The 21,070-nt window shown below is 50.9% G+C and carries 14 protein-coding genes; 3 read left to right on the top strand and 11 right to left on the bottom strand.

Features of this window, described 5'->3' with window-relative positions; genetic code table 11:
* Positions 1 to 128 precede the first annotated feature (128 nt).
* Positions 129 to 2,066, bottom strand: coding sequence for an NACHT domain-containing protein (locus HY774_20185; GenBank protein ID MBI4750803.1), 1,938 nt, complete (start codon positions 2,064 to 2,066; stop codon positions 129 to 131).
* A gap of 26 nt (positions 2,067 to 2,092) precedes the next feature.
* Positions 2,093 to 3,439, bottom strand: coding sequence for a metallophosphoesterase (locus HY774_20190; GenBank protein MBI4750804.1), 1,347 nt, complete (start codon positions 3,437 to 3,439; stop codon positions 2,093 to 2,095).
* 318 nt (positions 3,440 to 3,757) lie between these two features.
* Here HY774_20190 and HY774_20195 point away from each other — a divergent pair, with 318 nt between their 5' ends.
* A complete protein-coding gene (locus HY774_20195) occupies positions 3,758 to 4,975 on the top strand; it encodes a hypothetical protein (GenBank protein ID MBI4750805.1) in 1,218 nt (405 codons plus the stop codon).
* Positions 4,976 to 5,227: 252 nt separating this feature from the next.
* On the opposite strand, the gene HY774_20200 is transcribed toward HY774_20195, so the two are convergent.
* The 8 genes from HY774_20200 to HY774_20235 form a co-directional block, all read right to left on the bottom strand.
* Positions 5,228 to 8,680: a CHAT domain-containing protein gene (locus HY774_20200; protein MBI4750806.1), complete on the bottom strand. Its 3,453-nt coding sequence runs from the start codon at positions 8,678 to 8,680 to the stop codon at positions 5,228 to 5,230.
* Positions 8,681 to 8,916: 236 nt separating this feature from the next.
* Positions 8,917 to 9,303 carry a type II toxin-antitoxin system VapC family toxin gene (locus tag HY774_20205; protein ID MBI4750807.1) on the bottom strand — a complete coding sequence of 129 codons (387 nt, stop codon included), beginning with the start codon at positions 9,301 to 9,303 and terminating at the stop codon, positions 8,917 to 8,919.
* A complete protein-coding gene (locus tag HY774_20210) occupies positions 9,300 to 9,530 on the bottom strand; it encodes a hypothetical protein (GenBank protein ID MBI4750808.1) in 231 nt (76 codons plus the stop codon). The genes HY774_20205 and HY774_20210 overlap by 4 nt, the downstream gene beginning before the upstream one ends.
* 44 nt (positions 9,531 to 9,574) lie before the next feature.
* Positions 9,575 to 12,424, bottom strand: coding sequence for a VWA domain-containing protein (locus tag HY774_20215; GenBank protein ID MBI4750809.1), 2,850 nt, complete (start codon positions 12,422 to 12,424; stop codon positions 9,575 to 9,577).
* The gene (locus tag HY774_20220; GenBank protein MBI4750810.1) at positions 12,421 to 14,229 is read right to left on the bottom strand and encodes a BatA domain-containing protein; all 1,809 of its coding nucleotides are present in this window, start codon (positions 14,227 to 14,229) and stop codon (positions 12,421 to 12,423) included. Before HY774_20220 ends, HY774_20215 begins: the two co-directional genes overlap by 4 nt.
* A gap of 682 nt (positions 14,230 to 14,911) precedes the next feature.
* Positions 14,912 to 15,544, bottom strand: coding sequence for a Uma2 family endonuclease (locus tag HY774_20225; GenBank protein MBI4750811.1), 633 nt, complete (start codon positions 15,542 to 15,544; stop codon positions 14,912 to 14,914).
* Positions 15,545 to 15,650: 106 nt separating this feature from the next.
* Positions 15,651 to 16,859, bottom strand: coding sequence for an acetyl-CoA C-acetyltransferase (locus HY774_20230; GenBank protein ID MBI4750812.1), 1,209 nt, complete (start codon positions 16,857 to 16,859; stop codon positions 15,651 to 15,653).
* Positions 16,860 to 17,170: 311 nt separating this feature from the next.
* Positions 17,171 to 17,467, bottom strand: coding sequence for a GlsB/YeaQ/YmgE family stress response membrane protein (locus tag HY774_20235; GenBank protein ID MBI4750813.1), 297 nt, complete (start codon positions 17,465 to 17,467; stop codon positions 17,171 to 17,173).
* A gap of 435 nt (positions 17,468 to 17,902) precedes the next feature.
* Between HY774_20235 and HY774_20240 the strand changes: the two genes are divergently transcribed.
* Both HY774_20240 and HY774_20245 read left to right on the top strand, forming a co-directional pair.
* On the top strand, positions 17,903 to 18,628 hold the full coding sequence (locus tag HY774_20240) for a lipid-binding SYLF domain-containing protein (protein ID MBI4750814.1): 726 nt from the start codon (positions 17,903 to 17,905) through the stop codon (positions 18,626 to 18,628).
* Positions 18,629 to 18,812: 184 nt separating this feature from the next.
* The gene (locus HY774_20245) at positions 18,813 to 19,022 is read left to right on the top strand and encodes a CsbD family protein (GenBank protein MBI4750815.1); all 210 of its coding nucleotides are present in this window, start codon (positions 18,813 to 18,815) and stop codon (positions 19,020 to 19,022) included.
* Positions 19,023 to 19,375: 353 nt separating this feature from the next.
* Here the strand turns inward: HY774_20245 and HY774_20250 are convergent, their stop codons facing one another.
* Entirely contained in the window at positions 19,376 to 20,938 is a 1,563-nt protein-coding gene (locus HY774_20250; protein ID MBI4750816.1) for a sigma-54-dependent Fis family transcriptional regulator, read from the bottom strand.
* Positions 20,939 to 21,070 lie beyond the last annotated feature (132 nt).

A 21,070-nucleotide genomic window follows, 5' to 3' on the forward strand; every position in this document is an offset into this window, starting at 1 on the left:
CCGGAAAAACCACGAGGAGAAATACTATCGAGCACACCAGCAAAAATTGAAACATTGCCACCTCAATTATCTCCCTTCCTGTCGGGAGTTGGGAGAGAGATTTTTGACTTGTGTCAAGGGACTTTTTATCACCTACTTAGTAAGTTCAAAAGCACTCTAGCCACTTCTTTATTTCTCACCACAAGCCGCCCTAATGCCTCTTCCACACTTTGAAACACTGACCTGTGCCCATCCCGGAGTAACTCAACGAATGCCATTACCACCTTAATATCCGTCACCCCAAGCTGACCTAGTGCCGTTGCTGCCGCATTTTGCACCGACGGCTCATTATCTTTCAACAACCTCAAAAGTGCCTCTACTTCCTCGACACTGCCCACTCCGAGCTGGCCTAAGGCTAGCGCCGTTTTCCTACGCACTAACCAGGATTTATTGCGGAGAGTATCTATCAGTTTTAAACTGAATTTATTTTTTATTCGCTCACTGGCACTGAAAAAGCTTTGTAACACCACCTCTTTATAAGGGGTTTTTTCCTGTTTTTCTTCCTTTACAAACTCTATCATCCGATCAGCATGGTGATTGATTCGAAGTTCACCAAGCTTCGACCCGGCATATCTCAACCCTCGTGCCCGAACCCGCAGGTTTTTAAAGTCCAACGATTCCGGCAACTGTTCCAGAGCTTCATAAAATGAATCTGGATCGCTGGTCATCCCCAGGGCCATCGGAAAGACTTCCATCTCCGCCAGGGTTGGGTTAAAAAAGGCCCGGCACAACGCTTTTTTATCTCTGGCCAGGGCTTTTGCTCCCAGGTATTCGTGAATCGTCAAGTGGATAAAGGTATATCGCTCCAATCCGACTTCACGCAGCAGCGCCGTGTGGATAACATCTTCAGCCAAACTCATTGAATCAGTGGATTTGACATTCTTCGTCTGACAAAATCGAGCGGCGGTTTCTTTGATTTCATCTTCGGAGAAAACCAGCCAGTCATCTTTGTCCTGCCGGGTCCGGTCCAGGAGTCGTTCGGAAGCCAGAAACGCGAGAAATTCACGTTTGGTATCGTGGTCTTCGCTATCAGGGAATTGAAACCGTTGAATACTTTTTTCTTCGTCCGGCTTTCCAGCAAGCTGTTTGACAAGCTGGTCATAGAGTTTCAACGGTTCACCCGAAGCAATGCCGTGTTCCTGATATAGCCAGGCAATCACACCCAGCAAAAAAGGCACTCGCGCCAGGTCACGTAATTCAGTTTGTTGCTTCAACTCCTTTTCTAGCCCGGTCACGACATTTGGTTTGTCCTGGTAATAGTGTTTCAGGAAATTCGACATTTGCTGGTCTGTAAGCGGGCCGATTTCCATCTGTTCCAACCCGGCAAAGGCTGACGTCAGGGCATAAGGTCGGGTTGAGACAATCAGGCTGAGGTTGCGCGGTAACGAGGCCAGGAAATCCCGGATGGCTTCCTGAAGCAGATTTTTCTGATCCGAAATCTCATCGAGTCCATCGAGCAGAATGGTGACATTTCCTATCCTGAGTTGTTCTGAAAAATATTGCTTAAATCCTTCTGAGGGCTGGGTTTGGAAGCATCGTCCAGTAATGCTTTCAATCAGAATCTCAACGAGTGGTCGTTTGTCAATCAGGGCTCTGGCAACCGTTTTTAATTCAAGGAAGACTGGCAGGTGCTGCCCATGGTTGTGGGTCATCCAGGCCAGCCAGCGCATCAGGGTTGTTTTTCCACAACCGGGCGCACCGACAATCAACGCCCGAGTTCCAGGTTTAATCAACTGGTCTGGCTGGATGATTCGACGGATTTTCTGTGGCTCAAGCTCTGGTTGGTCGTCCTGAGATTTTGGCCTGTGTTTATCTTCATCACGTGGAAAAAGTGTGCGCTTTTTGCGGAGTTCGGCGTCCATTAAACTCCACAAGGCGTCTTTGTCGGTTGGGCGGCGATATTCCTCAAAGATCGTCAATTCGACAAAGATTTTTTCCAGGTCAAATTCCCGGCTGTTGCCAATGAGTTTGACTTTCCCCACTGTTGCCGCCAGCCAGGAACCGTAAACGGCAAGCGCCTGGTTCACCCCTTCTGAATCGCCATTCGAAGGGGTCAGGTAGGGCGGTTGAGGACCTCTTCAACCCCTCTGGCAAGGCGGTCCAACCCGCATCCAGTATATGACTTTGCCCAGTTCATCAGGTTATTGGTTCGTTGACCTTGTGGAGCATTGACTGAAGACATCTCACTCTGAGGAACGCCAATTTTGTGCACAACAGCGTTAAACTGATGCGAGGTCAATTCGTCGGCCAGCAAGGAAAAGAGTTCGCCTGGATCAGTGGAAACTTTTTTGTATGGAACAGGTTGCACCGGAATGGGAGTTGGCGGCTGGTGAGTTGAACCTGGAACTGAAAGAAACCGCTTTGGCAAATCCCATTCAAATTGTCCGACGGCTGGGGTTTCAAACCGGGCATCAGATGTCCATTTTGAAATCGTTGGTTCGTAGCGCCGCAAATACGCCAGTCCTTTTCCAGTATTAAAGTCAAGCCGGACAACATTATAGCCGTTGTACCACTGGCTTCCGCCGTAAGCCGAGCCGGCAGCAATTCCAGAGCACCGTTGTGGACCATTAACCCGCAATTCGAAATCGTGTTCGTGCAGGTGCCCGCTCAAGTGGAAATCGCATCGGCTGTTGATTTGCTGCTTGCACAGGCGTTCATCCCATTCCGGAAACCACGAAAACGGATGATGTGTCAGGGCAAAGATCAGGTCTTGGGCTGGCGTGCCATCTTTTTCGATTGAACCAAGCGCCGCCTGCACCTGTTCGTACCCAAGCAACAACTTCCCTTTGGTCTCACTTGCCCGTGACAGCCAGGCACTGTTCAGACCGACAATCCAGAATCGTTCGAATGGAAAACCGGAAACCGAAAACCCGCGTGTGTACCAGCCGGGCAGGCCATCTGGCGTGCAATACCCATAGCACGTTTTGACGAATTCAACATACGCCTCGTATTTGCCCAAAATAGCGTCACGGTCATGCTCATATTCATCGCTGGTCAGAAACTTGAGAATCTGATCTTCATTGTCTGCGCCAGCCGCATCGGCAACCAGTTCCTCCTGGAATTTCTTCAGAGCTACACTTTTTGGAACAGTCCGGTCAACATCGTGGTTGCCAGGAATCACGAAAATCTGTTCGGGTCGAATACCGGCAGCTCGCTGTAATTCTTCAAGGAAGCTTTTAGCGTCCATATACTCGACGTCCGTGCCGCTCCAGGCAATGTCACCTGTTACAAACACAAAGTCGAAAGCCAGATTTTCTTTCTCACGAAGCGCCTTCACGTCAGTCAGCAACCGGTTGAGCACAGCCCGTTGTTCGTGATGCCGCTTTTCACCAAAATGGATATCTGAAAGGTGTAACCAGGTCAAAACTCCTGATTGGTGTGGAGTAAACAGATTGACCATATATTTTTTCCTTATGCCGGAAGAGTAAAAAGATGATCTGTGGCAGATTACCAAAAAGTGAAATGATTCTTGAAGCGGAAAATGTGGTTATACCAGTCAGTAGTCAGTAGTCAGTAGTCAGTAGTTCACTAAGCTCTGTTGATTGAATTACTTGACTGTTTCCTCATACAAGGGGTCCATTGCACAATAGTATTATCCGAAAGGCTATAGATGCCGATTTTGAACTTACAACCCTGACCAAATTTCTCAAGTTTCTCCGTTGTGATTGGCAAAAGATCCATATTCTGTGCTGATTGAACCATTCGGAGGCTACCGTCCATGAAATCGTCCTGGTCAACTCTATTTCAAGGCTTGATGACACTGACCCTTATTTGTAGTTGTTCCCAACTCTCGTTTGCCTTTTTTCAAATTCCATTTCCAACCCCCAAACGGCCACAATCCTCTCCCAACACTTCAAATACACGACCGGCACCGCCCTCTCAAATGCCCTCGCGACCGGATCGTACAACGACAACTCCAGGTCCTGGAAATTCAATCCCTCCGCAACCCGCTCCAATGGGTCCCACGTTGTTGAAAATGTCACTCGACGTCCGGGCTGACATGATGTCCCGGTACTGGAAATTGCCCAACGAATCGTTTTATTCAAGCTGGGTGCCGCAACTCAAATTCCAGGTGTTGTTTGTTGGTTCGCCCAATCCCCAATACACAGTTGAGTTTACTGGCAAAGACGGAAAGCCCTGGTTTACTGAAGATTGCAAAACCAACCGTTCGGGCCAAACCGTGCTGGATGTGTGGACTCCAGGCGCCAAACAGCCTTCGGATGAGCGTTCAACTATTGATACCGGCAGCTACGGATTTACCATCAAGCACAAGGATTCGGGCGAAACGATCTATCAGGGAAAGTACAAAGTAACCAAATTTCATTACGGTCCAGGCATTCCAATGTATAAAAACCAGCATGCCTACGTGGTTGACAATGACTGGAATTTGCCAATTGGCTATCTCTGGCTGGATGCCACCGGGAATGACCGGTACGCGCCGAAGTTAAAATTTGCCACCTGGTTCCGTGGTGAAGCCCGAGCCGATAATGTCGAAGGCAAGTTGTTTTATAATGGTCAGGAAATTGCCACGACAAAAAACAAAGGCGAATCCCTCTCAAAGGTTGCGCGCTTCAGCACACTCGAAGATAAACCCAATACGCGCTATGAACGGTGGGAATTATGCTGGTATCTGGTGCTTGGATACCAGGATGCCAAAAGTGGATTCAAATATCCGGGTGCTCACATCCTCGATAAGAACCCAGGCAGCTATGAAGTCAAAGTTTTACGGGATGGGGTCATTGTTCGGGAAATGCAGTTCACCGTTGGGGCTGATGGAAAAATCGTTGATACCGGGTTGGCCAAACAAAACAACCTGGGCGATGACCGGATGATTTTCCCGCTCAAAGTTCTGGGAACGCTCGACGGCAACTGGAATCAGGCTTCCTGGCAAGCCGATGCCTTTTATGGCAACCCGGTGGCAGGTCTTTCGAAATAGGGTTTGGGGTTTGGGGCTCGGGCGGGTTGAGAAGGACGAAAAGGATATAAATTCGAAGACCCCGAAGTGCGGAACCCCAAATTTTCGCCACAACAAAAAACGATCAAAATCGAAAGTCCCAAGCCCCAAGCCCCAAGCCCTAAGTACTCTGTCGTAAGTTTCCTGAGATATTGAATTTGGTAAGTGTTTGATTCTTTTCGTGTTTTTCGTGTTTTTCGTGGTTAAAATGTCTTGGAATTTTCGGTAAAGTACTTATAATTTGCCCCAGGCCCCCGACTGGATAAAACTGGCCCAATAAAACGGATGCCGCCGTTTCGGATCCTTGAGCATGCGCAGTTGCACGTGCCGGAGCGCTTCAGACCGGCCTTCTCCGGCTTTGAGTCGAGTGTAAAAATCAATCATCAATTCCCGAGTTGCTTTGTCTGATACCGACCAGAGACTCATCATCTGACTTTCCGAACCAGCCAGGACCAGGGCCCGGCGCAGGCCATACACGCCTTCACCGTTTTTGACATCACCCACGCCAGTATCACAGGCTGAAAGCACAACCAGTTGAGTGCCCCACAAGTCGAGTTGTGACGCTTCAAGCGCGGTCATGATACCGTCGTTATCTTCTTTCCCACCTTGATTGGCACCCGCAAAGAAGAGCCAGGAGCGTAACAACGGATTTTTTTCTTTGATTTTCTCCGCATTGCCAGATTGCGGTTCCTCTTCGCGTTCGAGCCTGCGTGTGGTCTCAGTCAGTTTTGCTTGAGGGTCGTTTTGCAGAAAATAACCGTGGGTTGCAATGTGAAGAATCTGAGGTTTGACCGCAGATTTGAGTACCGCTTCAGTGGCTTCAGTTTCCAGCTTTAACCGGGCTTCGGGAAAGATGGCTTTGAGTTGATTTCCTTCCTGATGCGTTCCTTTCAGACGGGAAAGTGGCTGGAAAGATTGCCCAAACAGATTTGGTCCGGGGCCCTCCATATAATTGGGGTCAGCCAGAACCAGCGGCGGATCCTGACTGGTTATTTTGGCCTGCAATCGGAGCAAATCGCGGCCACTGGTGAGGTAGGTCACCGTGTACTTTTCAACCAGGTAGTGATTGGTTTCATCCATCAGGGCGGAAAATGGAATCAAATTGAGCGCCCCGTCTGGTGAGATGAGCAAATGAGTAGCTTTTCCAATCAGTTCACGAACTGGTTTCATCACCAACTGATCCAGCTTGTGGGCGGTACGTTTCAACGAATTTGACGGAACTCCTTGTGTTCCAGATGACAACTTGAGGGTGCGGGGTGAGACTTCTGGATTTGCCAGCAACTGCCTGAAGTCCTGAACTACGTGCTCAATCCGGTCTGCTTCGCCCAAATCAACCCATTTGATACTGCCGCTCCCGGTCATCAGGTACACAATATAGTGAGGTGCGCCTGAATCCTGTGTTTTCACATTGTACGGGTGGTAAATCGCAAACTCGACCAGTGCCGCATTGGCGGGGATCAGTTTCTGGATGGCTTCGAGGGTAATGGGCTGGGTCTGGACTCGATATTCAACACTCCGGGCACTGATTTTGGCTTCGACGGCGTCTTCCTGAGTTTCCAGCGCTTTGACTCTGGCCTGATACACGTCAAGGGTATCTTTTTCCGGTCCCTTGAGGGTCAGGTTTGACAGTTGTTTTTTTACCAGGGTCAGTTCATTGAGCAATGTTTGATCTTCAGGCGTAGCCCGGCGCCTGAGGCTTTCAATCCCGGACGCCATCGCATCCAGTTCCCGGCCTTTGCGGCGCAAAACCACCGTGAACGCCGTTTGCAGGGCGTCTACATTTTGGGGCGCGCCCTGAGTCTGCAAAGAAATGGTTTGATCGGTGTAGTATCCCGTTTGCTCCAGATACAGCCCTTTTTGGTTTTCAGAACCAGTCACCAGATTGCGACACAGGTCACGTTCGATCACTTCGTTGGTCTGTATCTGATAGCGGATCGCCTGAGGCAGCTCACCTTTGGCCCAGTATAACTTGGCCAGATGGTTTAAGACATTTGCCACATCTGGATGGTCAGGCCCAAGCTTTTTCTCCCGGATGGCCAGTGCTCGCAGGTAGAGCGGCTCGGCTTTGGCATAGTCTCCCTGGAGCTGGTAAATCCGACCCAGGTTGTTGAGCCGGGTGGCCACGGATGGATGGTCAGGACCAACGGTCTTCTCTTTGACGGCCAGCGATTGTTTAAAAAGGGTTTCGGCCCGAGCGTAGTCAGCCCGGTTATAGTAGACCCAGGCGAGATTGTTGATTGTTCGGGCCGTCGTTGGATGTTCAGAGCCAAACGCCTTTTCCTGGATCGCCAGCGCCTTGAGCAACAGCCCTTCAGCCTGAGCCAGGTCGCCTTCGTCCAAATAGATCAGCGCCAGATTGTTCATGGTCGTGGCTGCCGACGGTGCGTTCAGACCAGATGTTTTTTCATCAATGGCCAGAGCCCGCAGGTACAGCGGCGTTGCCTTTGCATAATCGCCCTTGTCATAGTAGAGCAAGGCCAGATCATTCAGGCTTGTGCCAACCAATGGATGGTCAGGCCCCAGTGCTTTTTCTTTGATGGCCAGGGCGCGCAGATAGAGCACCTCTGACTGTGCATAGTCACCTTTGTCACAATACAGCGAGGCCAGTTCACTGAGCGCGGAGCCGACCAATGGATCATCTGGGTCCGTTGTTTTCTCGGCAATGGCCAGTACCCGCTGGAAAAGCGGTTCCGCTTTGTCATGGTTGCCTTGTGCCTGGTAGAGCCTGGCCAGGTTGTTGAGCCGGGTGGCGACTGATGGATGATTGGGCCCCAGTGCTTTTTCTTTGATGGCGAGAGACCGCAGATACAACGCCTCAGCTTTGGCATACTCGCCTGTGTCCTGATACAGCCTGGCCAGGTTGTTGAGCGTGGTGGCTACCGATGGGTGGTCTGGACCAAGCGCTTTTTCCTGAATGGCAATCGCCCGCACAAAGAACGGCTCGGCTTTGGCGTACTCACCCTTTTCCTGAAGGAGCAGGGCCAGGTCGTGGAGTGTATCAGCCAGAACCAGATCCTCTGGACCAAAAATCCGTTCGGCGACCTCCACTGCCTGAAATGCAAGTGGGAGGGCTTCATTCAAGTTTCCTTTGTTTTGCAGGTCCGTAATCTGGGTGGTGAGCCGGTTGAATTCAATTCTTGCCTTGTCCTGGTCAGTCGCTGGCCGGGTTGGCTCCAGCTTCAACTCATATTTTCCCGGCTGACCGGTTGGCTCCAGAGATTGTACTTCGAGGGTGTATTGACCGGTTTGCTCAACGACATAGAGGACCGGTTCTGGCCCCTCAGTCCCATTGGGGCTATCCACTTCCTCGACAACTTTTCCATCGGGCCCTATCAACCGGACAATCACATCAATCCCGTGTTGCTCCACGACCAGATTGAAAAAATCTCTGGCGGTCAGTGTCAGATGGTAGGTATGACGCTCACCTGTGTTTAAGGATTGAGGCGATATCGGCAATGGAGATGGGCTGGCCTGAGCGGTTTGTGATGTGCCTGCTGTCGGCGTGGATTTTGATTCTTGCGCGGTGACGATCTTAATCAAACTATCGGCCAGAACTGAATTTCCGGTCACTGGCGGCAGGTTGAATCTCACTTCGAAGCTGATCGAAAGTGCCATTCCGATTCCAAATAGAACGCCGACCCCGGCTCCAACCAACCGGTTGGAACGCATCAGTGTGCCTGGTTTCATAAAAGTGAGCCTTTAGTGTCGGGATTGAATATTTGAGGGAAAAAGGGGCCATCAGTTTTCCATCATACATGAAGATCAGGTCCGGTTATATAGATTTTCAGAATAAGAAACCACGGAAACCACGGAATACACGGAAAATAAATCCAAATCTTTCAATGATTTCTGAAATTCCATCGAAATATGAACAAAGGAAATATTTATCTGAAAGGCTATAGTCCCTGACGTTCCTTTATCCTTTACCAAAGCCGAACAACGGGATAGGTATCAAAAACAGCGTCAGCACTCACAATGGGGATGCCTTCAGCTATGCTTTGGGCAATGAGTAGCCGGTCAAACGGGTCCTTATGGTGAAATGGCAAGCTCGTTAAAACTGAGGTATGAACGGGAGCAATCGGCAAAATAATCAATCCATTTCCAATAATCGCCCGCTTCATAAAATCAGCATAGGGTTCAGTCAATAAATACTTTCCAATGCTTATTTTAATAGCCAGTTCCCAGTAAGAAGCTGGACTGATTAGCTTTTCGTTTGTGGGATCAGAAATCAGTGCTCTGGCTTTGTCACTCAATTGTAAATCACCAAGGACAAACCATAACCAGGCGTGGGTATCAAGGAGAATTTTCATGGCATATAGTCGTTGAAATCTTCCAGGTGTGAATCGTCCTCGGACACAATGATAAGTTTCCCTTTGCAACTTCCAAAGACTGGTTGTGGCTTCTCTTCGGAAATTAACTGTAAATGAGCAATTGCCCGCTCATTTTGGAGAATGACCAGATCGTCTCCCGGACCTAACTGGGCAATTAACTCTGGTAACCTGGCTTGAGCTTCTTCAATCGTGACAGTTTGAGACATGAGTTGAATCTTCTTTCACTTTTTTAAACCGTCTGGTTATTTTATCACTTTTTCCCGGTATCTCCCTGTCTGCCACGTACCTGCTGGCGGGCTTTGCGGAGGGCTTCGACCATGGCGGTTTTGTCTTTCTGGTCGGTTGGAAGTGATGATGGCCCGGTTGGGTCAGGTTTGGGATCAAATTTTGGAACACTGGTTGATGGTTGCGGTGGTGCCGGTGTCGAAGACGGTGGAACGTGGGCTGGAACAACGCCTGGCTGGCTGATTTGAGTTTTTGGTTTTGGCGTCCGGAGTCGCTCAAATTTCGGCCAGTGGAATTTTCCGATTTTCAGGCTCGCCCATTGGGCGGAAACCAGTCGGGTTCGACGTTCCAACACTTCAATCAGAAGCAACAGAATGGCCGTCATCAAAAGCCATGGCGTCAGATCAATCAGACGTGGGCGCTTCGGAAGGTCCTTCCAGACAGAAGTCAAATCCAGACGCTCGGTGCCGCCCGTGGCTTTGGCGAGTTGTTCGAGGACAGCAATGCCTTCAACTGACGCAATCGGGCGAAATTCAGGTGAATAGGGCAACGCAACTGGTGGCAGCGTCACTTTGCCAAGCCCGGCAATATCCACCGTTGACAGTGTTGTTTCCGTGCCCTGGAGCGGAACTTCAAGGGCCAGGGTATCGGCATCAATCCACTGAAGCGGTGCTTTTTCAACTTCGGCTTTTGAGCCCGCTTTCCCACGCAATGTGGTCACGTTTGGCGCATCACGAAAGCCTTCGGATTCCCGTTCCGGATCCAGGTGAAGCTGGATCGTTCCAACTCCATTTTTGATTTCCTGGGTAACCAGCATATTGTTGGCCAGTTGATCGGTCGAACCGGCTGCCCAGCGTGCGAGACTCGAAAACATATCGCCCACGTTTGGCCAGCCCGCCATCGCGCCGGTAAATTTGCCGTCGGCTTCACCGGTATAGGCAACCACCCGGCCAATTCCAGCCTGCCACGTGGCCACAATCGGGGCCTGGTATTGATCAACCGTGATGCTTCCCAGCGTGGCACCTGGTCGAAGATAACACAGGTTATAACCGCCGAGCTGTGCTCCGGGAAACTGCTTTCCAGTTACCGAGACCATCCCGCCCGTAAATTTGACGGTGGTTGGGTCTTCCAGAAAGGTGCTGCGGGCGACAACAAACGTGTCCTGGGCAAAGAGCCGGGGCAGGTCATCAGCATTTTCCGTGAAGTAAATCCGTCCGTTGCCGCGTTTGGCGATGTCTTCGAGCAATTTGGCATCCACATCCGACGGCTTTCCAAGACCAATCACACTGACCGTGATGTTGGCTTGTTGACATTGTTCGAGGAGTTCTTTGTATTTGCCGGGTTCTTCGGAATCAGCCGCATCGGCAAACAAAATGATGTGGCGGGTGCCGGCTTTGGCTTTGAGCAGCATATTGGCGGAGGCTGAAAGCGCCTCGTAGATAAAAATTCCGCCGCCTTGTGAGTCTACGCGCAGGATGTCATTCCTGACCCGCGATGTTTTATCCACCGGACCCAGTTCCGCAATGGTATGCGGCGAACTATCAACCGCAATCACACCAAATTCGTCAAATGGCGACAGCAGGTCATACACCTGAACCGCGCCTAAGTTTGCCAGATCCATTTTGATCCGGCCACCGCCGGCTGGTGCCGCCATACTGCCGGAACGATCCATGGTGACCACAATCGCCAGGGTCAGTTTGCGATGTTCGCGCCGCAACTCCATCGAAACCGGCAGAATCGGGTCAATCGGCGACTGGAAATAGCCTCCGGGGCCAAAGGCGTTTTTCCCACCAGTCATCATCAACCCGGCACCCGATTCCTTGACCCAGGCGGCCAGGTTTTCCATTCCATTCAGGCCAATATCTTGAGCTGGAACATTTTCGAGCAACACCGCTGAATATTTGGCGAGTTCTTCCAACTGCCAGGAACATTCCTTTGGTGTCAAAACTTTGATATTGAGCCCGCCGGACTTGAGCAACTGGGCATAGGCGGAGGTGGGATTTTGGGTGACGCACAGCAATGGTTTGGCGCCTTCGACTCCGACCAGAACGCGGGCGGCATTATTTTCCGGGATTGGATCCTGGGTCGCGCCTTGAACCCGAACGGTGTAATTTTGAGTTCCAGGTTCTCGGGCAATGTCACGGAAGGTCAGGCGATTGAGGCCGGAGGAAACGTCGCGTTTGCCCGAGCCGATGACCTGGGAACCATTCATCAATTCAAAGGTTAATTCCTGCTGCGCCGGCGCCTCAACCCACACGGTGAGCATAAAGGCTTCACCCGGAGCGACTTTGGCCGGAGCATCAAGTTGCGTGATAGCGACATCATTGGCTGAAGTTCGCGAGATTGCCCGGTAATCAATCGCGACATTGCGTGAAGCGGCAATACCGGCGGCGTTGGTCGGATTCTTTCCGGTCCATTTTCCATCAGACAAGACCACGATTTTGCCGGGTGAATCGGGCGGGATCAGCGACAATGCCTTCTCAAGACCATCATTGAGATTTGAGGCATCTTTTCCAAGTTCGGTGACAAACCCACCAAATCGTCCACCTTGCGGAAGTTGTTCAACCGCTGATTTCTGGCCAAATGAAACCACCGCGACCTGATCATTGGCCCGTCGCGCCGCCTGAATCAGGTTAATGGCTTCTTTTTGAACGGCTTCACTTTCAATTGGCATTGATAAACTTCGGTCAGCGACAACCACCACCGTTCCGGCCTGACTGGGCAACTTCAAAGCCAGGCCGCACAGGCTGAGGAGAATCAACAGGCTGATGAGCGCCCGCAGCCCCTGGAGCAAGCGGGTCGGAAATTTCCAGTTCCACCAGGCCACCGCCAGCGGAATGAGCAGTATCAGCCAGATCGGATAGAGCAAAATCATGCGCGGCTTCCTTGGGCGTTGCGGGCAATGAGTGCGCTGTGAAGGGTAAGACCTGCCGCGGCGAGCAGCAGAAATATCCAGGCAATCGAGCGGTATTCAGTCAATCCATTTGGGGCATTGAGCCAGTTTCCCCATTGTCCGGTGACACAGTTCATCAAATTTGATTCCGTTTGGGAAAGGGCATTGACGGCAAAATACCAGTTTTGAGGTGAAGCTGAACTGGTTTTTTGTTTGGGATGAATTTCAAACACGCCGACCTGATTGGCGGGAACGGAAACCGTTTTTTCACGAATCACCACGGACTGGGTTTGTTTTTGAGGTGTAACGACATCAAGCGAAACGGTTTCGGGATCAACCGTCATGGCGGCGTCCGTTCCCAGCCGGTACATGGATTGATGGATTCCTGGGGATTGTGACGCCCGCCAGTTCAGCAGGTTAAACACCAAAATTGGCCAGTTTGGCGAGGTCTGCAGCGTGGAAAGATCTGGCCGAAAGTGCATCACAATATCGTGGCGGTTGTTGGAGCGTTCGGTTTCGGTCACCAACGGCACATTTCCGGCGGTAATGACTGGCGTTCCAGCCAGTGGAGTACCCGCCGCTGGTCGCCCAGCCCCCCAGATAACTCCGTTTAATGCAAGACCTTCGGCGAGTGGATGACCTTGATTGACCACAAAGGGGCCTAAAAAACTTTCGGCGGATTGATCAGCCAGAATGCGAAGGGTCCAGAGTCCCGGCCCGGCAAGGGTGTCGGTTGGCTGGTCGGTGATAACCAGTTCTGGTCCGGCAGCGGTCAATTGGACCTGGTCGGTTGCCACCAGGGCGCTTTCAAACAATTGCTTTAAGGTTTCATTGGCAATGCGCAGGTCAGTTCGGATTTTTTTCCGGGGAGGTGGAAAGACAATCACTTCATTATCAATCAAAAGCTGATCGTCGCTGAGTCTGGCTCGAATGGATGGTGGAGGCCGGTTCCCTGTCGTTTCCACCCTCTGATTGACCTTAAAAATCAGCCGCCGAACTTCATTGGCCTCCAAATCAAGGGTTGATTGTGTGGCCTGCGCGGTACCGGTTTCCAGTGTGAGTTCAGTGCGGAGGGATTGGCCAGACAGGTTGGCGATTTCAAGCAGGCACCGTTCGCCGTTCCAGTTGGCATTGACAATGGCGCAGTTGGGACGTGCCGCGCCAAAGGCCATCCATTGCACGGTTCCTGAATTCGGATCAAAGTCATTTTCCGGGGCATGATCAGTTATGACCATCAGTCGCGCGCCCTGTTTGGTTTCAAGCGCGGAAGCCAGGGTGATGGCTTCACGCAAATTGACATTGATCGCTCCACAATTCCATTGCGTCAGCACATCAGCCAGGGCTTCTTTGCGGGTCACTTCGCCAATCAACTGGGGTGACTGGCCAGCCAGAATAAACCGCACTGGACGTCCATCGGATTTGGCGATTTCGCTTTCAATCGCTGAAAGAGCGTTGGTTTTGGGGGAACTCGTATCCCCGGCCAGCATTGAAAACGAATTGTCGAGGATCACAATCAGCGGGCGGGCCTGACTTCCGGTGAGCATTCGCGGCCCGGCAGCCCCCAAAATCAGCAGCAGAATGATGGCCAGTTCAACATAAAACCAGAGCGGGAGAGGCAGTCGCTCAAAGAGTCTTCCGCCTTCGCGGGTCTGGCGTTCCTCCATCCACAACATCAGGCTCGAAACCGTTCGGCGACGGAACCGGTTGCGTAGGAAATAAATTGCCACCAGCACCGGAATGCTCAAAATGCCCCAAAAAGCCAGTGGATGTGAGAAGAGTGGAAGCATGATTAGGGTTCAGGGTTTAGGGTTCGGGGTTTAGGGTTCAGGGTTCAGGGTTGTTGAATCTCATTAAATCGTATACAGGAAAGTCTCATTAAATGTATACACTTTTGGCACCAAACAGTGAGCGGGCCGTATCAGCCTCAAGTTTTCAAGCTGGAGATAGCCCTGTAGCTCACCCGATCAGGAGACACGAGCAAAAATCATGATTTCTCAACTGACTCAAGCGGGGCGGGGGCTGATTTGCTTCTCAGATTCGGTTCCAATTGTGGTTTCCCGTTGGCTTGGGATCAATTGCGCATGATTGTTCTAGTTAATCTTTTATCCGGGTCATTTCCCTGATATCTCACGATGTATACAATTTATGAGATTTTCCTGTATACGATTTAATGATACTCAACAGGGTTCAGGGTTCAGGGTTCAGGGTTCAGGGTTCAGGGTTCAGGGTTCAGGGTTCAGGGTTCAGGGTTCAGGGTTTTCGAAAGGGATGAGAGATGAAGGATGAGGGATGAAAAACTCACCTTGTCACCTTGTCACCTTGTCAGTCGGTCATCTTGTCAGGGTTCAGGGTTCAGGGAAATGCAATTATTTCAATAATTTAAATATCTCATGGTCCGAGGGAATGATTGCAAAAATGGTATTAGTCCCGCAGGGACGTCGTGCAATAGCCGTGGTGCGAAGTCCACGGTTACTTGAGCGGCGCCCACAATCTGGAGCAATCAAAAACGAATCCAGGCAGGACCGGCTCGCCTGAAAGTGTGGGAGGGTCAATCAATTCTTCAACTTCCGCATCTGGACGGTAAACAAACACCTGCTTGAGGCTGGTATCAATCAACCAGCCAAGGCGGGCGCCGTTTTCAATATATTCAACCATTTTACTTTTGAGCGTCGCCAACGAATCAGTTGGCGATTTCAACTCCACAACTAAATCAGGACACAGTGGTAAAAATTTCTCGCATTCTTCATCAGTCAAAGTGTTGAGGCGTCCCTGGAGAACCCAGGACGCATCTGGTGAGCGAACCGCGCCATTTGGCAGCACAAACCCGGTTGAGGAGTCAAATACCTTGCCGGTTCCATCCTGGAAAGCCCAAACGCCCAGCACTGTGATTATAGTGGCGTTGGTATTTCCAGCTCGGCCTCCAGTTGGCGGCATAAATTCAATATCTCCCTGGGCAGTGCGTTCAATTCGCCAATCGGAATTCAACTGACAAAATTCAAAGAAATATTCTTCCGTTTGCAGTAACTTCGGCGCGTGCAAGACGAGTGGCAGCACCAGGGTAACATTTGGTTCGGGAGGTGGAGAAAGGACACCAGTACTCATGGCAAAAGCAGTTCGGGTTCAGGGTTCAGGGTTCAGGGTTCAGGAAATACAATTTTCTCAATGGTTTAGCTTCTCCATAATGCAAGAATCGCATTGCAACCTGAGATTAGACACGTTCCAGAATCGTGGCAATACCCATTCCGCCGCCGACACAGAGCGTAATCAGCGCGGTTTGTTTGTCACGGCGTTCGAGTTCGTCGAGGACGGTACTCACCAGCGCGGCGCCAGTGGCGCCGAGCGGATGCCCCATCGCAATCGCGCCGCCGTTGACGTTGAGTTTGTCGTCAGCCACATCCAGGTCGCGTTGATATTTGAGCACCACGGAGGCAAAGGCTTCGTTGAGTTCGACCAGATCAATGTCATTGAGCGTCATACCGGCAATTTTTAAGGCTTTGCGCGTCGCCGGTTGCGGCCCGGTGAGCATGATTGTGGGTTCAGAACCAGAAACAGCGGCGGCACGAATGCGCGCCCGTGGTTTGAGACCAAGCGTTTCGCCTTTTTCACGACTACCGATGAGGACCACCGCCGCGCCATCCACAATGCCCGACGAATTTCCCGGCGTATGAACGTGTTTGATGCGTTCAACTTCCGGGTAGCGATGGCGAGCCACGGCATCAAACCCGAATTCACCCATCATTTCAAACGATGGGTTGAGTTTGGCCATTGTTTCCAATGAAGCATCGGCCCGAATCAGTTCGTCCTGACCCAAAATCAGCAAGCCATTCTGGTCAGTTACCGGAATCAGCGAGTTTTTAAAATATCCACCGGAGGCCGCCGCTGCGGCACGATGGTGCGAACGAACCGCATAAGTATCAATTTGTTCGCGGGTAAAGCCTTCGATGGTGGCAATCAGGTCGGCGCTGATTCCCTGTGGCACAAAGCTGATGGCATGGCTCACGGCTGGGTCAAGCGCCATCGGTCCGCCGTCGGAAGCCATTGGCACCCGCGACATGGATTCGATCCCGCCGGCCACCACCAGATCTTCCCAACCGGAGCGGACCTTCATCGCCGCCAGGTTGATGGCTTCCAACCCCGAAGCACAAAACCGGTTGAGTTGGAATCCGGCCACGGTCTGTTCCCAACCAGCAAAAAGGGCGGCGGTTTTGGCGATGTTGGCGCCCTGTTCGCCAACCGGGGTGACACATCCGAGCACAACATCGTCCACCTGTGAGGTATCAAGGTCATTGCGGGATTGAAGTGCCTTCAAAAGGCCGGTCACCAGATCAATGGGTTTGACTTCGTACAACGCGCCGTTCTTTTTGCCTCGGCCACGGGGCGTTCGGATTGCATCAAAAATAAAAGCTTCGTGGGTCATTGGTTTGAAATCTGAGTTTTGAAGGAATCAAGGATAGAAGGATGAAGGACCACCCTGTCATCTGTTTCAGAAGGTAGAGTTGGGGCTGATGGAAACACGGTTGATGTCGCCCACTTTACCCGTGCCGTCATCGAATTTCCAGTCTTGCTCACAGACTGAATTTTGATACAGGTCGCCATAAAAAAATCATCGCACTACAAAAAGAGTTAGTACCACCCACTGATGCGGGTGGTACTGACAAGTCCTTTATTTCCAATACCAGCCTGATTCAACACAAAATCCGGTAAAAGCACATATGACGAGGTTCTGGCTCAGGCCCGAAACCAGCCGTTTCCCCGGCGTTGTCGGTTAAACAGGCTCAGCACGACCACAAGCACAATAGAACCAATGATTGACCATAAAATCGGATACGACTGGCCATCGAGGCGAACGGTTAACGGCTCCTGCAGATGGAGTTGCCGGCCAATCCACATTCCCAAAAAAGCACCGATAAACCCGATCACAATTGAAACCACCCATCCACCCCGACTCGACCCGGCAATGACCTGTCCCAGCGACCCGCAGATACCGGCAATGAGCAACAACAACAAAAACGAAATCAACGACATACACCCTCCAGTTTGGAATTAAGTTTCACAATGATTGACGACCGAACCAATCATGAGGGTAGGTGCAACTCTTGTGCCGCAGCGGTTAAGCCAACCGGAATCATCGTTTGGACCGTGCTGGAGCTGGGAATTTCAATATCGGAGCTTGTTTTTTTCAGATTCCAGCGAAAGTTTTTGTATGGATTGAATACACTCCAAACATTGAAGGCATACAGTAGTTTATTCGCTGTGAGATGAGGTGAAAGAGATACAGGTATGTAAAGAGTTGATTACGCTCAAGATATCCTGGAAATCACTCTCTGGCACAAGCATTGCACTTAAAAGGGCACATAGTAAAACCAGGAGACCTCACTTTCGCAAAGACAGGTTCATTTTTTTTCACCGCCAACGGTGTATTGCCAATCAGGTCTACCCAACCACAAGGATTTATCGTTTATGAAAATAATTTCACGTCCCGCAACTTCGATACTTTTAGCCGCCGCGTTGCTTCCCTGCGTCGTCCCAGTGTTTGTACAGGCCGGCGAGAGCGCAACTGTCAGGCTGCGTAAAGTCACCGGGAACGAAACCGAACGCCTTGAAAATGTAGCCACGATTCTTAACGAACTGATGGCAGCCAGAGACAATGCCATTCCCAAGGAACTCATTGATAATGCCGCCGCGCTGATCCTGATTCCCAGCGTCAAGAAAGGGGCCTTTATCTTCGGTGGTGAATTTGGCCGTGGAGTAGTGATCGTCCGACAGAAAAATGGAAGCTGGGGTTCGCCTGGGTTTGTTACCTTGAAAGGTGGCAGTTTCGGGTTCCAGGCTGGCGGCGAAACAACCGACCTGGTTCTGGTGGTCAAAAACCGCTCTGGAATCCAGAAATTGTCCAAAAATCAGTTCAAATTGGGTGTTGATGCCTCTGTGGCTGCCGGCCCGGTTGGCCGTTCCGCCTCAGCCAACACTGATGCCCAAATGAAGGCCAAAATTCTGGCTTATTCCCGCTCACAAGGGTTGTTTGCCGGAATATCGCTTGAAGGCGGAACGATCAAACTCGATGACGATGCCAACATTGCCGTCTATGGACGCAAACTGAACGGCAAAGATGTACTGGAAAGCCGTTTTCAACGGACAGAGGCTTCAAACAACCTGTATGTGGCGCTGGGCAACACCAAAAAGTAAGCCTCTCCACACTGGAAGGTTCAAACTCTGGAACTGACTGACACCGAATACCAGGTTGTAAACTCACTATTAGCACGACCCTAAAAATCCTGAGAGGCGCCGTGGGGCGTCCTCTCTTTTCAAGTCTCCCCGTTGCCGTTTCCCGACAAGAGGTTCAAACGGGTTGATCGAAAGGTAGGAAACTATGTGGAGTAAAGATGAAGTCACCGGAAAAAGAAAACAAATTCAAGGCAGGGTAAAGAAAGCTGTGGGAAGCCTTACCAATGATGTCACGCTTGAAAAAGAAGGCCAGGCCGATCAAGACGAAGGCAAGGTCCAGGAAACCGTGGGCCGGGTCCGGCGTAAGGTCGGAGATGCCGTTACCGACATTAGCAAAGCAATCACCGGTAAATAATAATTCAGGAGTCAGGGATCAGGGGCATAAGCGCCAGGATAAGGATTTCAGGCCCGCAGGGTCGTCGTTTAATAGCCGTGGTGCGAAGCCCACGGTCACGGCCAGGACGCACCCCAGGCCCGACAAGAGCGTCATTCAATACCAACGGAAAGGACACAAGGTTTCTTATCCTGGCGCGTATGGGGGCAGGGGTTATACCATTTTGGAATGATCCTATCGTATTAATAAGAGGTTAAGTTGTTGATAGAATTGTATTTTCCTTAGCCCTTAGCCCGATACCCTCAGCCCTAAATGGTATACCAATCGCCTCACCCTGGCTCAACTCGCCGCAGCCACCTGAAAAATCAAATGATTCAAGGGTGCTGCGTTTTCTTTTTTATACTGACCAGTACTTCGTGGCCGGGTTGCTCTTCGAGTTCCAATGGATCATCCGTCGAGGAAGACGAGAGATTGTATTTTCTGAGCAGGTTATAGAGGCGTGGCCGATAGAGCCCAAGCAGGTTGGCTGCCGCCTGTTTATTTCCTTTGGTTCGCTCCAGGGTGGCAATCACCACGGCACACTCAATCTCTTTGAGGACATCAGGTCGCTCTTCATCAAGAGACTTCGGATCTGGGAGTTTGGCAACCAGGATGCGGCCAAGCTGTTCAATGCTCAGCTCACCCGTTGCGGGGGTGAACAGGGTCACAGATGGCACCGGGCTGACCGTCACATCTTTCTGAAACGGGAGGTCCTGAACGTCAATCGTTTCACCTTTGCACACCAGGACGGCGCGCTCCATTATATTTTGCAATTCACGAACGTTCCCTGACCAGAGGTGGGCAAAGAGTTGGGCATATGCCTGTGGGGAAATCGCTCTCGCCAGGCGATGGTACCGGAGGGCAAAATCAGCCAAAAAGCATTCGGCCAGATGCTGAATATCTTCGGGGCGTTCCCTGAGCGGCGGCACCCGAATTTCTATGGTGTTGATGCGATAGTACAAATCCTTGCGCAGAATCCCACTCTGGATCGCTTCGGCTGGCTCTCGATTGGTGGCGGCAATCAGGCGAAAATTGGCGGCTAAGGGTCTTTCACCGCCCACCTGGGTATAGACTCGCTCCTGGAGCACCCGCATCAATTTGGGTTGCAACTCTAACGGCATTTCGCCGATTTCATCCATGAGCAGACTGCCGCCGTTGGCCTGGCCGATGAGTCCAACTGTTTCCGACATCGCTCCGGTAAAAGCGCCTTTGGTATGGCCAAACAATTCCGATTCCATCAATTCCTTCGGCAGCGCGGCACAATTGACTTTGATAAAGGCTTTATTTGCCCGCAGACTCCGGAAATGAATCGCATTGGCGACCAGTTCTTTCCCGGTGCCTGATTCTCCATGGATCAACACGTTGGCATCTGATTCAGCCACACTTTCGATGATCTCATAGATATGCTGCATGGCTTTGCTGCTGCCGATGATGCTCTGGTACGAGTCTCGGGTGGCGAGCCTTCCACGCAGGTGTTTGATTTCTGACGCCAGCCGGGTGCGTTCCAGGGCTTTGTCAATCAGCAGGAGTAATTCATCAAAATCAACCGGTTTTTCAACAAAGAAAAAGGCGCCGGCTTTGGTGGCTTCGACCGCTTTGAAGACAGAGCCATAACCGGAAATCATTATAATTTCGGTGTCTGGCGAAACAGCTTTGATTTGGGTGACCAACTCAATGCCATCCAGATCGGGCAGGTTTAAATCAGTCAATACCAGATCAAAATGAGAAGCACCCAGGAGACTGAGTCCACCAGTTCCGGTGCTGGCTGTTACTACCTCATACTTTTGCTCGCGCAAATGGTATTGGGCCAAATCAAGCATTGACTGGTCATCATCAATCACCAAAATTTTGGGTTTGGCCGGTAAATAAGCCGGAGTCTTTGAATAGTACCGTGCCATAGTTGCTCATCCTGGAGTCTTTTTAGAAAAATATTTCCTCAATCCATAGCTCGTTGAAATCTCAGAAATCATTGAAGGATTTCGATTTATTTTCCGTGTGTTTCGGTGTATTCCGTGGTTTTTATTCTGAAA

The organism is Acidobacteriota bacterium (assembly GCA_016208495.1).
Classification (GTDB): domain Bacteria; phylum Acidobacteriota; class Blastocatellia; order Chloracidobacteriales; family Chloracidobacteriaceae; genus JACQXX01.

Coding starts and splice junctions, on each gene's coding strand:
- HY774_20190 (MBI4750804.1), bottom strand. CDS start 3,439: ATGGTCAATCTGTTTACTCCACACCAATCAGGAGTTTTGACCTGGTTA.
- HY774_20195 (MBI4750805.1), top strand. CDS start 3,758: ATGAAATCGTCCTGGTCAACTCTATTTCAAGGCTTGATGACACTGACC.
- HY774_20225 (MBI4750811.1), bottom strand. CDS start 15,544: ATGAGTACTGGTGTCCTTTCTCCACCTCCCGAACCAAATGTTACCCTG.
- HY774_20250 (MBI4750816.1), bottom strand. CDS start 20,938: ATGGCACGGTACTATTCAAAGACTCCGGCTTATTTACCGGCCAAACCC.
- HY774_20210 (MBI4750808.1), bottom strand. CDS start 9,530: ATGTCTCAAACTGTCACGATTGAAGAAGCTCAAGCCAGGTTACCAGAG.
- HY774_20235 (MBI4750813.1), bottom strand. CDS start 17,467: ATGTCGTTGATTTCGTTTTTGTTGTTGTTGCTCATTGCCGGTATCTGC.
- HY774_20230 (MBI4750812.1), bottom strand. CDS start 16,859: ATGACCCACGAAGCTTTTATTTTTGATGCAATCCGAACGCCCCGTGGC.
- HY774_20200 (MBI4750806.1), bottom strand. CDS start 8,680: ATGAAACCAGGCACACTGATGCGTTCCAACCGGTTGGTTGGAGCCGGG.
- HY774_20245 (MBI4750815.1), top strand. CDS start 18,813: ATGTGGAGTAAAGATGAAGTCACCGGAAAAAGAAAACAAATTCAAGGC.
- HY774_20205 (MBI4750807.1), bottom strand. CDS start 9,303: ATGAAAATTCTCCTTGATACCCACGCCTGGTTATGGTTTGTCCTTGGT.
- HY774_20215 (MBI4750809.1), bottom strand. CDS start 12,424: ATGATTTTGCTCTATCCGATCTGGCTGATACTGCTCATTCCGCTGGCG.
- HY774_20220 (MBI4750810.1), bottom strand. CDS start 14,229: ATGCTTCCACTCTTCTCACATCCACTGGCTTTTTGGGGCATTTTGAGC.
- HY774_20240 (MBI4750814.1), top strand. CDS start 17,903: ATGAAAATAATTTCACGTCCCGCAACTTCGATACTTTTAGCCGCCGCG.